Consider the following 12259-nt stretch of genomic DNA (forward strand, 5'->3'; position numbering starts at 1 on the left):
GCTCCCTCGCCCGCTTGCGGGAGAGGGTTGGGGAGAGGGTGTTTCCGCAACGGGACACTCCCCAAGAGGCGAGAGCCCTCACCCGGCGCTTCGCGCCGACCTCTCCCGCAAGCGGGAGAGGTTACGCGCACCCGATGGCGTGGCGCATTACGCCCCCGTCACGCGCCAGATCACGTTGCCGACGTCGTCGGCCATCAGTAGCGATTTCCTGTCGGGACCGATCGCGACGCCGACCGGGCGGCCGTAGGATTCCTTCTCGTCCGGCGACAGGAAGCCCGACAGGATGTCGCGACCGGGGCCGGACGGCTTGCCGTTCGCGAACGGGATGAACACCAGCTTGTAGCCGGACAGCTTGCTGCGATTCCACGAGCCGTGCTGGCCGATCACCATGCCGTCGCCGAAGCCGGGCAGGGTGCCTGCGGGCATCCAGCACAGGCCGAGCGAAGCGGTGTGGCCACCGAGCGCATAGTCCGGTTGAATTGCCTTGGCAACCATCGCCGGATCCTGCGGCACGCGGTCGTCCACCGTCTTGCCCCAGTAGCAATAGGGCCAGCCGTAGAAGCCGCCGTCGCGCACGGAGGTGAGATAGTCGGGCGGCGTCTCGTCGCCGAGGCCGTCGCGCTCGTTGACGACGGTCCAAAGCACGCCGGTCGCCGGCTCCCAGGCAAGGCCCACGGGATTGCGCAGGCCGGCCGCAAAGATGCGATGCGTGCCGGCGACGAGATCGAGCTCGTAGACCGCGGCGCGACCTTGCTCGACCTCCATGCCCATCTCGGCGATGTTGCTGAGCGAGCCGACGCCGGCATAGAGCTTCTTGCCGTCGGGACTGGCGAGCAGGCTGCGCGTCCAGTGGCCGGCGGGCTTGAATGTCGTCAGCCGCTTGCCCGGTGCTGTGATGCGGTCGGCGTCGGCAACGTAAGGAAAAGCCATCACGCCGTCGGTGTTGCCGACGTAGAAAGTGTCGCCGACCAGTGCCATGCCGAACGGCTGGCTGAGGTTCTCCATGAACGCGCCGCGAATCTCCGCAACGCCGTCGCAGTCCTTGTCGCGCAACAGCGTGATGCGGTTGGCGGAGACGCCGAGCGCGGCGGCGCGCCGCATCGTCGCCTGCATCGCATAGTGGAACACGCTGCGCGGGGCGCCCGCGATCTGCGTTGCCTCCGCGATCAGCACGTCGCCATTGGGCAGCACCTCGATCCAGCGCGGATGGTCGAGACCGGTCGCGAACGCATCGACCTTGAGCCCGGGTGCAGCGATCGGCTTCTGTCCGTCGCGCCAGCCGCGTGCGGTCGGCATCTTCAAGGTGGGGATCGCGCCTTGCGGTTTCGCTTCGGGAATGGCGGGCTTCTCGCCCCAGGCCGGCGCGGGGTCGGTGCCCGTCATCTTGCGCCATTGCAGCGCGATGCCGCCGATGAAGGCGACGAACTGCGCGAAGATGCTGGAAAACGTCATGACAAGCCCCCGGTTGCGCGCGCATCCAACTGGCTGACGGGGCCGACGTCAACCTGTGCGGAGCTCAGCACGGGCCTATTCCCGTGGAATGGCAGCCGATCGAATTTGCATGGGACAGGTCGCGGCGTCGGCCCGGAGATCAACGGCCGATCTGCCGCTCCAGCCGTCGTGCCGCGCGAAAATCATCCAAGTGACGGATGTTCGGCGCCAGCGCCGCTTCCCTGGAGAGCAGATGATAGACCCGCGCCACCGTGCGCTGCTTCTGCTTCGTACGCCCGGGGGGCAGCGCCCGCGCCTTGCGGACGGCGGCGATCGCGTGGGCGCGAAAATAATCGTAGGCGTCCGACATGGCTCGATGCTCTGCGGCCGTTGACAGATGTCGAGGGCTAACGGACCAGCAGAGGTGTGGTTCCTTGGCGAGTCGGATCGTGCACTCGTGCCCCGGACGCAGCGCAGCGCGTCCGGACAGGAGAGTGACGCCCTCACCGCGGCGACGTGAACGGAATGATCATCGGAACGCGACGGCAATAGGCTCCATAGGCGTCCTCGCCGAGCTCCTTCGAGAGGAACACCTCTTCCATCCGGCCCTTCTGCCACATGCCGAGCGAGATCAGGATCGCGCCGAGGATCGTCGTCACCAAGCCGATCGCAACGCCGGTCACCAGCATGCCGAAGATTAGGCCGGTGTAGATCGGGTGGCGGACGATACCGTAAGGGCCGGTGTCAATGACGCGGTGGTCTTCCTTCTGGGTGATGGTGTTGGACCAGAATTTTCCGAGATGCAGCCGCCCCCACCATGCGAAAGCGATGCCGGCGACGGAGAGGACCGCAGCGATGATGATGCCGGTGTTGCCGAGCACCCAAAGCGGCTTCCAGCCCATGGCTTCCGCAATGAACGGCGTGTACAGGATGCCGCCGACCAGGATCGGCAGGCGATAGCGCTGCGACTCCAGCGTCATGACCTGCTTCTTGGTCTGCCCCTGCCAGAACGAGGCGCCGACCCAGCTGACCAGAAAAGCGAGCCAGATCAGGGCGAGCAGTTGCGTCGGCCAGGTCGTGGTCCAGCCACCCCAGGCGACAGAGAGAAGCTTGCTGAAATCGAAAGACATGAAGGTTCTTTGCGTTTGAAGCGGCGTCAGCTCGCGCGCGAGGACAGCGCGTGATGCTTGAGGGCGCCGGAGGGCTGCTGGCCGTTGCGGGCGAGCAGGTGGGTGATGGTTTCGCGCAAGACGGGCTCGATCGGACGCGGCGAATAGCCGAGTTCGGTACGGGCTTTGCCGATCGAAAGATCGCTCGCGGCGAGCGCGATCCGCACGCCCTCGGCGGTGCCGTTGGGCGGCCGGCGCGTGATGTGGTCGGCGATGTATTCGAGCATGATCGCGGAGAGCTCGGCGATCTTGCCGGGTACGACGACGGGAAATTGCCGGCGTCCGCTCATCGTCGACATCATGCGCAGGATGTCGCCGAGCGGGACGCAGTCGCCGCCGAGGATGTAGCGCTGCCCGAGGCGGCCGCGTTCCATGGTCAGGACCAGGCCCATGGCGACGTCGCGGACGTCGACCAGATTGACCAGGAAGTTGAGGTGCGGCTGCACCTTCTTCTGCAGGAAGTACCAGAGCATCGCGGTCGGCGGTGTCAGATGTTGGTCGGCGGCGCCGATCGGCATGGTCGGCGTGCCGATCACCAGCGGGAAGCCCGCTTCTGCCGCTTTGGCGGCATGATGCTCGGCGAGCGATTTCGACCGGGTGTAGGCGCCGGGCATTGCCTCGGCCGGCTGCAGCGCCTCTTCGGCGGGAACGCCCTTGAGGTCGGAATAGGGGAACAGGATCGATTCGGTCGAGCAATGCAGGAAGCGCGAGACGCCGCGCTTCATCGCCGCCGCCAGCACGATCTCGGTGCCGCGGCAATTGACCTCGTGAAAGTCCTGCTTGTTGTCGACCCACATGCCGGGCAGGCCGGCGAGGTGATAGACCTGATCGCAGCCGGCGATCGCCGCATCGACCGCGGCACAGTCCAGCACCGAGCCGTGGACGTGCTCGACATCCGCGTTCGCCGCGCTCGGCACACGGACATCGAGAACGCGGACCCGCTGCCCACGGGCGCGGAGCGCTTCTACGAGGTGATGTCCGATGAAGCCACTGCCACCGGTAACCAGGACGAGAGCCATGCAGTAGGTTGCTGTTTCGCTTCGAGCGTTATCGGGTTGAAAGGGAATTGGCCGGAAGAGGCGCCAGAATCGCGGCAAGGTCGCGACGGAAACCCAGTGCAATGAATAATTTTGCCATGACGAACATCGGTCCAAGCAAAAGATGCGAGGGGAACGTGAACAACGAGGCCTCGCGCCCCTCAAAAACCTTGTGGCCGATGGCCTGTGCGGCGAGGCCGAGCACCACCAGCGTGGCGAAAATCGCCCACATCGTCGCGGTGCCGACTTGCGCCGCGATGGTCGTCGCAACCGAAAACAGCACGACGGAGACGGCCAGAATGCCGAGCCCGAGCGCCGCGTCGAGCAGCAGCCAATAAATCAAGACCGGAACAGCCAGGACCACCGCCAGGCTGACGTTGAATCCGAACAGCGGAAGCTTGACCAGCGTCAGCGGCAGCACGGCGCCGGTGAACAGCAGCAGGATGCCGACCACATGCATCGCCGTATTGCGGGGATCGCGATGGTACTCGACATAAACGGCAAGTTGGCGCTGGAAAAAGCCACCCATTTCGGTCTCATGCAGCACGGGGTCGGGAAGGGCGAATAGAGGCTATAGCACTGGACCGAGCGGTGCACAAACCGGCACTTTTGTCGCGTGAAACCGTGCGCGCGCGCCCGGGACAGGCTGCAAAATAATCCGCACTTCAAGGGGTTCCGTCAGCCGCGGAGCCGCCTTCGCTCAGCGCTTCTTGGCGGGCTTTTTCGCCGCAGGCGCTGGCGTCGCAGCCGGACGCGTCTCTTCCGGCAGCTTGGCATAAGTCAGGATCTGCAACTGGCCGTTGACGGCGGAGGTCGGCTTGGCCCGATCGAGAAACTGCTCCTCGCCGAGGCCGATCGGATGCAGCCGCTTAGTCGAGATCTTGAAGGTGTTCACCAGGACGTCACGGATCGCATCGGCCCGGCGCTGACTCAGGATCGCATTGGCCTCGCGCGTCTTCGAATTGGATTCGACGTGGCCGACGATCAGGAAAGTGTAGGGCAGCAGCGAGGAATGAACCAGCGCGTCCGCAATGCGGCCAACGGTCTGGTAGGACGCCGGCTGGATGATCGGCGTGTCGGCGTCGAACTGGATCTGCGCATTGAAGGCGGGCAGCTTGGCGAGCTCCGGCGCGATCAGCGGCCGGTTCACCGGCCCCGGATCGTTCTTGATCCTGGTCTTGGCGCGCTCCATCACCTGCTGCTTCAGCGCGGGCAGGTCAACCTCGGCGGCCTCTTCGAAATGGTTCAGCTTCGTGACAATGTCGTCGCGGGTCGGCGCCGCCGTCTGCGCGCCGGCGGGGCCCGCGAGCAAAGCGAGCCCCAGCGCCAAGCCCAGTCCTGCGGTAGCGAGCCCGTTCGCGCGCATCAGCGATACCCCGCGTCGTCAACGGCCTTCAGGCAGTTGTTGCTGATGCCCTTGGGCGTCGAGACCAGGCACGGGATCGACTTGCTGGTCTCCTTGGTCGAGCCGCCGCAGACCTTGACGATCTCGCGCTGGCAGGCGTTCGCTACCGTCACGCGCGCGGCGACGCGCTTCTGGATGGCGTCGAACACGCCGAGATAGTCGCTCGTGCATTGCGGCGAGAGCACGTCGCGATTGCGCGACAGGCATTCCTTCAGCCGGTTCGAATCCGGGTTGACGCCGCGGCAATTGGCGACGATTTCCGCCCCGCAGCTCGCCGCCAGCTTGCCGATCGAATCGCCAAAGCTCATGGTCTCCGCCGCCGCAAGCGACGGCATCCCCAATGCAAGCACGATCAATGTGACGGAGCCCCGGACCATGGGTTGCATCTGATACGGGGAAGTTCGCGGCGGTCAAGGGGCGTTCGGGCGAGAACTGTCGAGAGTTGCGCAGTGCGGCGAACAGTCCTCACTCGGCCTCAGCGAGGGGCGGCCAGTCGACCAGGGCGACGGTATGGTTCCTGAGGTCCTCGGCAACCTCGGGATCGGCCTTGAGCTCGTCCAGCGTCCGCGGCGGGGGCAGCTGGCGCCCGTCCGCGGTCAGCTCCTGCGCATAGAATGCGAGCGCCTCGGGCGCATTCTCCAGGGCCTCCTCGACGTCGTCGCCGCCGGAGATGCAACCGGGCAGGTCCGGAAACCACAAGCTCACGGTTTCGTCCGGGTCGGCGTCCTCGATGATGGCAACGTACTGAGCCATATCGGGTCTCACGCCCGCTGCACGAAACTGTCCACGACCTTCTTCTCGCCGGCCTTGTCGAAGGCGATGGTGAGCTTGTTGCCGTCGATCTTGGTGACGCGGCCATAGCCGAATTTCTGGTGGAAGACGCGGTCTTCCAGCGAGAATTCGGACGTCGTGCCGGTCGATTTGGCGACCAGCTCGCCTTCGATCGTCAGGGGCCCGCGCCGGCGCGAGGCGAAGCTGCCGAAATCGGGGCCGGATGACGAGGAGGTCGAGAACGTCGCGGCCTCTTCCTCGAAGCCGCCGCTTCGGCCGCCGCCGCGATTCCGGTTGGCCTGGGCGCGCTGCCAGCCCGGCGTCGAATAGCTGGAGCCGAACGCCTCCATGTCGTCGAAGCGCGAGGCGCCGTAGCCGCCGCTGCCGCCCCATCCGGAGCCGCCTTTGGATTCCGTGATCTCGACATTGGCCGCCGGCAATTCGTCGAGGAAGCGCGACGGGATCGTGGTCGACCAGGTGCCATGGATCCGGCGATTGGTCGCGAAATAGATCTTTGCGCGGCGGCGGGCGCGGGTCAGACCGACATGGCCGAGCCGGCGCTCTTCTTCCAGGCCGGCGCGGCCCTGTTCGTCCAAGGTGCGCTGGCTCGGGAACAGGCCTTCCTCCCAGCCGGGCAGGAACACGTTGTCGAATTCGAGCCCCTTGGCCGAATGCAGCGTCATCAGCGACACCGCGTCGTCCTCGGCGCCACCCTCGCGGTCCATCACCAGCGAGATGTGCTCCAGGAACCCTTGCAGGTTCTCGAACTCCTCCATCGAGCGCACCAGCTCTTTCAGATTCTCCAGCCGGCCCGCGGCGTCCGCCGAGCGGTCCTTCTGCCACATCTCGGTATAGCCGCTCTCGTCGAGCACGATCTGGGCGAGATCGGTGTGCGCGGTGACCTCGCGCTGGGCACGCCAGCGGTCGAACTGCACGATGAGATCGCGAAGCGAGCCGCGCGCCTTCGGCTTCAGCTCGTCGGTCTCGACCACGGCGCGCGCCGCCTCGAACAGGGGAATGCGGCGCTTGCGGGCGTGGTCGTGCAGCATCTGCACGGTGGCGTCGCCGAGCCCGCGCTTGGGCGTATTGACGATACGCTCGAAGGCGAGATCGTCGGCCGGCGAATTGATGACGCGCAAATAGGCCAGCGCGTCGCGGATTTCGGCGCGCTCGTAGAAGCGCGGGCCGCCGATGACGCGGTAGGGCAGGCCGAGCGTGACGAAGCGGTCTTCGAACTCGCGCATCTGGTAGGAGGCGCGCACGAGAATGGCGATCTCGTTGAGCTTCTCGCCCTGGCGCTGCAGCTGCTCGATCTCCTCGCCGATGCCGCGGGCTTCCTCTTCCGAATCCCATGAGCCCGTGACGGTGACCTTCTCGCCGTCCTGGTCCTCGGTGCGCAGCGTCTTGCCGAGCCGGCCTTCATTGTGCGCGATCAGGTGCGAGGCGGCGGCGAGGATGTGACCCGTCGAGCGATAGTTGCGCTCCAGGCGAATGACCTTGGCGCCGGGGAAATCGTGCTCGAAACGCAGGATGTTGTCGACCTCGGCGCCGCGCCAGCCATAGATCGACTGGTCGTCGTCACCGACGCAGCAGATGTTTTTGGTCTTCTCCTTCTCCCCGCTTGCGGGGAGAAGGCCGGGATGAGGGGGAGTCTCCACGAGCTCGGTGCTTGGAGAGGCCCCCTCACCCGCATCGCTTCGCGATGCCACCTCTCCCCGCAAGCGGGGAGAGGTGGAAGAAGGCGCCTGCGACAGCAGCCGCAGCCACAGATATTGTGCGACGTTCGTATCCTGGTACTCGTCGACCAGGATGAACTTGAAGCGCTGCTGGTACTGCCTGAGGATATCCGGGTGCTCGCGGAAGATGCGGATGTTCTCCAGCAGGAGATCGCCGAAGTCGGCCGCATTCAAAATCTTCAGCCGCTCCTGATAGCTCGCATAGAGCTTGCCGCCCTTGCCGTTGGCGAACATCGCGGCCTCGCCCGACGGTACCTGTGAAGGCATCAGGCCGCGGTTCTTCCAGCCGTCGATCAGGCCCGCCAGCATCCGCGCCGGCCAGCGCTTCTCGTCAATGTTCTCGGCCTGCAGCAGCTGCTTGAGCAGCCGGACCTGGTCGTCGACGTCGAGCACGGTGAAGTTCGACTTGAGCTGCGCCAGCTCGGCATGGATGCGCAGGATGCGGCCGCCGATGGAGTGGAAGGTGCCGAGCCATGGCATGCCTTCGACGGCGTGGCCGAGCATCTGGCTGAGCCGGTGCTTCATCTCGCGCGCGGCCTTGTTGGTGAAGGTCACCGACAGGATCTCGGCCGGGCGGGCGCGGCCCTGGCTCAAGATGTGCGCGATGCGCGTGGTCAGGACGCGGGTCTTGCCGGTGCCGGCGCCGGCCAGCACCAGGACCGGGCCATCCAGCGTCTCCACTGCCTCGCGCTGCTCCGGATTGAGCCCGGCGAGGTATTTCGGGCCCACCGAGGCGCGCGCACGCGCGGCGATGCCGCCGGCTGCGGGCTGGTGGTCGGGTACGGCTGTGATCTTGCTCGGCTCGGTCATGCGAATCATCGGCCCCACGATGGCACCGCGGGGTGGTGGAAGGGAGCCTTCTTAACAGGGATTGGTGCCTATATGGGGCGCCGGGCGGGGTTTTCCACGTGCGCGGCAGGCCGATTGGTTCCAGCTGAGCCAGTGAATTTCGCTCCCGCCGGGACCGGAACTATCGTTCTCGCGTCGAGATTGTCAGGACAGGTGGCGCGGCCAGCCGCGTCGATCGCAGACAACATCAAGACGAGGGTTTGACCATGCTAGGCTGGGTTGTGACGTTTCTGGTTATCGCACTGATCGCCGGCATCCTGGGCTTCGGCGGCGTCGCCGGCGCTTCGATCGAGATCGCCAAGATCATCTTCTTCATCGCAGTCGTTCTGTTCCTGGTCTCGGCCGTCGTCGGCCTCGCCCGCGGCCGCAACAGAATATAGCTGCGATGTTCACCTCTCTCCGACGGGGAGAGGTGAACCACAGGCGGCAGACGGCGCCTGAGCCATTAACGCTTCGAGGGCATCGCCACGCTCCGGCCGATGCCCTCGGGTCGCGTCAAGGCGCTGTGGGATTTGGCGACCCCTGCAATGCGCTGCTGGATGTCGGTCGGAAACGGCGCAACGCGCCGCGCATTCATGTCCATGTGCAGTGACATGTTCTCGGACGTCGCCGACAGCCAGCCCTCGGTGCCGTGCCGCATCTCCTCGAATGTGTGCAGCCGCTTGTCGTCGGCGTTCAGCAGCCACACCAGGATTTGCACGGGATCGCCGAGATGGATCTCGCGCAAATAGCGCACGTGGCATTCGGCGGTGAAGGTCGAGCCGTGGCGCTCTGTCTTGTAGACCGGGCCAATCCCGAGCTCGAGCCAGAACTCGTCGATCGCCCGGTCGAACATCACGTTGTAATAGGCCATGTTGAGATGGCCGTTATAGTCGATCCATTGCGGCTCGACCTGCATGATCGAGGAGCGAAACGGCTCTGCGTTCGGCGCTGTGGCGGCAGTCTCCGGCATGTGTCCTTCCCAAGCTATGCGTCCGGTCCCTTGACTTGACCGGTTATATGTCCTTTGCCACGGTCTCTTCTCGTCGGGAGGAATTCCGTGGGTACGACCATCACCAATAATCCGCCGCGGCCGGAGCCGAAAGCCCTCGCGAGCGCGCTGGAGCAGCTTGCCGCGCGCTTCGGCAACCGCCTCATCACCTCGCAGGCCGTGCGCGAGCAGCACGGTCATACCACCACCTGGATCCCCAACCAGCCGCCTGATGGCGTGGTGATGGCGCAGGAGACCGCCGACATCCAGGACGTGGTGCGGATCTGCGCCAGACATCGCGTGCCCGTCATTCCCTTCGGCACCGGCACCTCGCTGGAGGGGCAGGTCAACGCGCCCGCGGGCGGCATCTCGATCGACCTGCGCGACATGAACAAGGTGCTCGCGGTGCATGCCGAGGACCTCGACTGCGTGATCCAGCCCGGCGTCACCCGCAAGGCGCTCAACGAGCATCTGCGCGACCAGGGCCTGTTCTTCCCGATCGATCCCGGCGCGGATGCCTCGCTCGGCGGCATGGCCTCGACCCGCGCCTCCGGCACCAATGCGGTGCGCTACGGCACCATGCGCGACAGCGTGCTGGCGCTGAAAGTGGTGCGCGGCGACGGCGAGATCATCACCACGGGCACGCGCGCCAAGAAATCGTCCGCCGGCTACGACCTGACGCATCTGTTCGTCGGCGCCGAAGGCACGCTCGGCATCATCTCCGAGCTGACCATTCGCCTGCGCGGCATCCCCGAGACGATCGCGGCCGGTGCGGTGTCGTTCGAGACCGTCCACGGCGCCTGCCAGGCCGTGATCCTGGCGATCCAGACCGGCATTCCCGTCGCGCGCATCGAGCTGCTCAATGCCGCGCAGGTCAAGGCCTGCAACGCCTATTCCAAGCTGACGCTGCCGGAGACGCCGCTGCTGCTGATGGAATTCCACGGTAGCGAGATCGAGGTCGCCGAGCAATCCAAGGCGTTCGGCGAGATCGCGAGGGACTGCGGCGGCGGCGATTTCTCCTGGACCACCAAGCCGGAGGACCGCACCAAGCTGTGGCAGGCGCGGCACGATGCTTATTGGTCGGTGAAGGCGCTGCGGCCCGGCGACAGCATCGGCGTGGTCGCGACCGACGTCTGCGTGCCGATCTCGCGGCTCGCCGACTGCGTCAGCGAGACCGAGGAGGATCTCAAGCGCCTCAATTTGCTGTCGCCGATCGTCGGCCATGTCGGTGACGGCAATTTCCACTGCTCGCTGGTGTGCGACACCAACGACGCCGACGAGATGGCGCGCGGCGAGGAGTTCATGCATCGTCTGGTCGAGCGTGCGCAGGCCATGGACGGCACCTGCACCGGCGAACACGGCATCGGCCAAGGCAAGCAGAAATATCTCGAGGCCGAGCTCGGCCCCGAAGCGCTCGATGCGATGCGGGCGCTGAAGCAGGCACTCGATCCGCTCAACATTTTCAACCCCGGCAAGATCGTGCCGGAGGCCTAAGGGCCAGTGCATCTCTGACCGGGAACTTTCGGCAATCCTGCCGGTTCCAATTCCCGCCAATTTCCGATGCTCAATGGCGGGGCTTTGCGCGGGAGGGTGCGATGGTGCGACCGGTCATGGGAATTGCCGCGGTGGCCTTTGCCTGCATGCTTGCGGGGGCCGCGTTCGCGAAGGGCGGACACGGCGGCGGCCATGGAGGTGGCCATGGCGGCGGGCGCGGCGGCGGTCACCACGGCGGCCATGTCCGCGGCCACGGCGGCGGGCATGCGCATGGCGGGCATCATCGCGGGATGCGGTTCACAACCGGCGCCCGGCGTGGCGGCCCGAGCTTCGGCCAGATCCGCAATGCCGCGATACGGCCGGCGAACTTCCGCAACGCCTGGAACGCCAGCGCCTTCCGCAACGGCCGGCTGATCAGCAATCCGGCGGCCCGCGCGCAGATTGCCGCGGCGGCGGCACTCGCCGGCTGGAGCGGTGCAAGCAGCGGATGGTGGCAACATCCCGGCGGCGGCTACGGCTGGGTCGGGCCGCTGTTCTGGCCGTTCGCCTATAACGATCTCTACGATTACACGATCTGGGGCGACGGGCTCGGCTTCTGGGGCTACGGCTATCCGGACATCTATGCCGGCATTTTCGGCCCCTATGGCTATGATCGGCTATCGGCTTATCTGCCACAGCAGCCGCAGGGACGGCGGCGGGCGCGCAGCGCGCCGCTCGATCAGCTCTGCGGCAGCGATCGCCGCGCCATCGTCGGCCTGCCGATCGATCAGATCGCAGCCGCGGTGCAGCCGACGAACGCGCAAGGCGCTGCTCTCGATGCGCTCGGCAACGCCTCGGTCGACGCGGCAGCGTTGATCCGCACCTCCTGTCCGACGCAGGCCGCGGCGACGGCGCCCGGCCGGCTCGCCGCCATGCAGCAGCGGGTCGAGGCGATGCAGAAGGCCGTCGATTTGGTTCAGCCTGCGCTGGACCAGTTCTATGGTTCGCTCAACGACGAGCAGAAGGCGCGCTTCAATGCGCTTGCCGACGATCAACGTCGTGCCGCGGCATCGAACAATGCGGGCGGATCGTCGGTGCAGACTTGCAGCCCGTCCGCCGCGTTCGATTGGCCCGGCGCCACGATCGAAGAACGGCTTCGTCCGAACGACACTCAGCGCGCGGCACTCCAGGTGCTCCAGGACACCAGCGCCAAAGTCAGCACGTCGCTCAAGGCGTCCTGCGAGCCCAATGAGGTGATGACGCCTCCGGCCCGCATGGCCGCGATCCGCAAGCGCCTCGATGTCATGCTGGACGGAATCAAGTCGGTGCGGGCGGCGCTCGATGATTTCTACGCCACGCTCAACGACGAGCAGAAGGCGCAGTTCGAGGCGATCGGCCCGCGCCGCATGTCCTGAACG

The 12259-nt window shown here is 66.0% G+C and carries 13 protein-coding genes; 3 read left to right on the top strand and 10 right to left on the bottom strand.

The features are described 5' to 3' along the window. Nucleotides 1-147: 147 nt before the first annotated feature. The 9 genes from GA0061099_RS26845 to GA0061099_RS26885 form a co-directional block, all read right to left on the bottom strand. The gene (locus GA0061099_RS26845; RefSeq protein ID WP_036024928.1) at nt 148-1452 is read right to left on the bottom strand and encodes a PQQ-dependent sugar dehydrogenase; all 1305 of its coding nucleotides are present in this window, start codon (nt 1450-1452) and stop codon (nt 148-150) included. A 139-nt stretch (nt 1453-1591) separates the two neighbouring features. Then, nucleotides 1592-1801: a hypothetical protein gene (locus tag GA0061099_RS26850; RefSeq protein ID WP_025038081.1), complete on the bottom strand. Its 210-nt coding sequence runs from the start codon at nt 1799-1801 to the stop codon at nt 1592-1594. Nucleotides 1802-1934: 133 nt separating this feature from the next. Further along, nucleotides 1935-2561, bottom strand: a complete 627-nt coding sequence (locus tag GA0061099_RS26855) for a methyltransferase family protein (RefSeq protein ID WP_036006440.1) — start codon at nt 2559-2561, stop codon at nt 1935-1937. Between the two features lie 26 nt (nt 2562-2587). Further along, nucleotides 2588-3619, bottom strand: coding sequence for an NAD-dependent epimerase/dehydratase family protein (locus GA0061099_RS26860; RefSeq protein ID WP_036024929.1), 1032 nt, complete (start codon nt 3617-3619; stop codon nt 2588-2590). Between the two features lie 28 nt (nt 3620-3647). Next, nucleotides 3648-4166 carry an Mpo1 family 2-hydroxy fatty acid dioxygenase gene (locus tag GA0061099_RS26865; RefSeq protein WP_036006444.1) on the bottom strand — a complete coding sequence of 173 codons (519 nt, stop codon included), beginning with the start codon at nt 4164-4166 and terminating at the stop codon, nt 3648-3650. A gap of 171 nt (nt 4167-4337) precedes the next feature. Continuing rightward, nucleotides 4338-5003 carry an OmpA family protein gene (locus tag GA0061099_RS26870; RefSeq protein ID WP_036024930.1) on the bottom strand — a complete coding sequence of 222 codons (666 nt, stop codon included), beginning with the start codon at nt 5001-5003 and terminating at the stop codon, nt 4338-4340. Beyond that, the gene (locus GA0061099_RS26875) at nt 5003-5419 is read right to left on the bottom strand and encodes a hypothetical protein (RefSeq protein ID WP_036006450.1); all 417 of its coding nucleotides are present in this window, start codon (nt 5417-5419) and stop codon (nt 5003-5005) included. The genes GA0061099_RS26870 and GA0061099_RS26875 overlap by 1 nt, the downstream gene beginning before the upstream one ends. Before the next feature lie 88 nt (nt 5420-5507). Then, nucleotides 5508-5795 carry a type II toxin-antitoxin system HicB family antitoxin gene (locus tag GA0061099_RS26880; protein WP_036024931.1) on the bottom strand — a complete coding sequence of 96 codons (288 nt, stop codon included), beginning with the start codon at nt 5793-5795 and terminating at the stop codon, nt 5508-5510. A gap of 8 nt (nt 5796-5803) precedes the next feature. Beyond that, nucleotides 5804-8368 carry an ATP-dependent helicase gene (locus GA0061099_RS26885; RefSeq protein WP_036024933.1) on the bottom strand — a complete coding sequence of 855 codons (2565 nt, stop codon included), beginning with the start codon at nt 8366-8368 and terminating at the stop codon, nt 5804-5806. A 236-nt stretch (nt 8369-8604) separates the two neighbouring features. Between GA0061099_RS26885 and GA0061099_RS26890 the strand changes: the two genes are divergently transcribed. After that, the gene (locus tag GA0061099_RS26890) at nt 8605-8778 is read left to right on the top strand and encodes a DUF1328 domain-containing protein (RefSeq protein WP_036006471.1); all 174 of its coding nucleotides are present in this window, start codon (nt 8605-8607) and stop codon (nt 8776-8778) included. A gap of 65 nt (nt 8779-8843) precedes the next feature. Here GA0061099_RS26890 and GA0061099_RS26895 read toward each other — a convergent pair whose 3' ends face one another. Further along, nucleotides 8844-9350, bottom strand: coding sequence for a thioesterase family protein (locus GA0061099_RS26895; protein WP_036024934.1), 507 nt, complete (start codon nt 9348-9350; stop codon nt 8844-8846). Between the two features lie 87 nt (nt 9351-9437). Here GA0061099_RS26895 and GA0061099_RS26900 point away from each other — a divergent pair, with 87 nt between their 5' ends. Beyond that, nucleotides 9438-10862, top strand: a complete 1425-nt coding sequence (locus GA0061099_RS26900) for an FAD-binding oxidoreductase (RefSeq protein ID WP_036024936.1) — start codon at nt 9438-9440, stop codon at nt 10860-10862. A 101-nt stretch (nt 10863-10963) separates the two neighbouring features. Then, a complete protein-coding gene (locus tag GA0061099_RS26905) occupies nt 10964-12256 on the top strand; it encodes a Spy/CpxP family protein refolding chaperone (protein ID WP_074448131.1) in 1293 nt (430 codons plus the stop codon). Nucleotides 12257-12259: the final 3 nt, after the last annotated feature.

The sequence above is a fragment of the Bradyrhizobium yuanmingense genome (assembly GCF_900094575.1).
Taxonomy (GTDB): domain Bacteria; phylum Pseudomonadota; class Alphaproteobacteria; order Rhizobiales; family Xanthobacteraceae; genus Bradyrhizobium; species Bradyrhizobium yuanmingense.

Bases quoted from the DNA above. Each gene is read 5' to 3' on its own strand.
- GA0061099_RS26855 (WP_036006440.1), bottom strand. From the start codon at position 2,561: ATGTCTTTCGATTTCAGCAAGCTTCTCTCTGTCGCCTGGGGTGGCTGG.
- GA0061099_RS26895 (WP_036024934.1), bottom strand. From the start codon at position 9,350: ATGCCGGAGACTGCCGCCACAGCGCCGAACGCAGAGCCGTTTCGCTCC.
- GA0061099_RS26845 (WP_036024928.1), bottom strand. From the start codon at position 1,452: ATGACGTTTTCCAGCATCTTCGCGCAGTTCGTCGCCTTCATCGGCGGC.
- GA0061099_RS26870 (WP_036024930.1), bottom strand. From the start codon at position 5,003: ATGCGCGCGAACGGGCTCGCTACCGCAGGACTGGGCTTGGCGCTGGGG.
- GA0061099_RS26860 (WP_036024929.1), bottom strand. From the start codon at position 3,619: ATGGCTCTCGTCCTGGTTACCGGTGGCAGTGGCTTCATCGGACATCAC.
- GA0061099_RS26885 (WP_036024933.1), bottom strand. From the start codon at position 8,368: ATGATTCGCATGACCGAGCCGAGCAAGATCACAGCCGTACCCGACCAC.
- GA0061099_RS26865 (WP_036006444.1), bottom strand. From the start codon at position 4,166: ATGGGTGGCTTTTTCCAGCGCCAACTTGCCGTTTATGTCGAGTACCAT.
- GA0061099_RS26850 (WP_025038081.1), bottom strand. From the start codon at position 1,801: ATGTCGGACGCCTACGATTATTTTCGCGCCCACGCGATCGCCGCCGTC.
- GA0061099_RS26880 (WP_036024931.1), bottom strand. From the start codon at position 5,795: ATGGCTCAGTACGTTGCCATCATCGAGGACGCCGACCCGGACGAAACC.
- GA0061099_RS26875 (WP_036006450.1), bottom strand. From the start codon at position 5,419: ATGGTCCGGGGCTCCGTCACATTGATCGTGCTTGCATTGGGGATGCCG.
- GA0061099_RS26905 (WP_074448131.1), top strand. From the start codon at position 10,964: ATGGTGCGACCGGTCATGGGAATTGCCGCGGTGGCCTTTGCCTGCATG.
- GA0061099_RS26890 (WP_036006471.1), top strand. From the start codon at position 8,605: ATGCTAGGCTGGGTTGTGACGTTTCTGGTTATCGCACTGATCGCCGGC.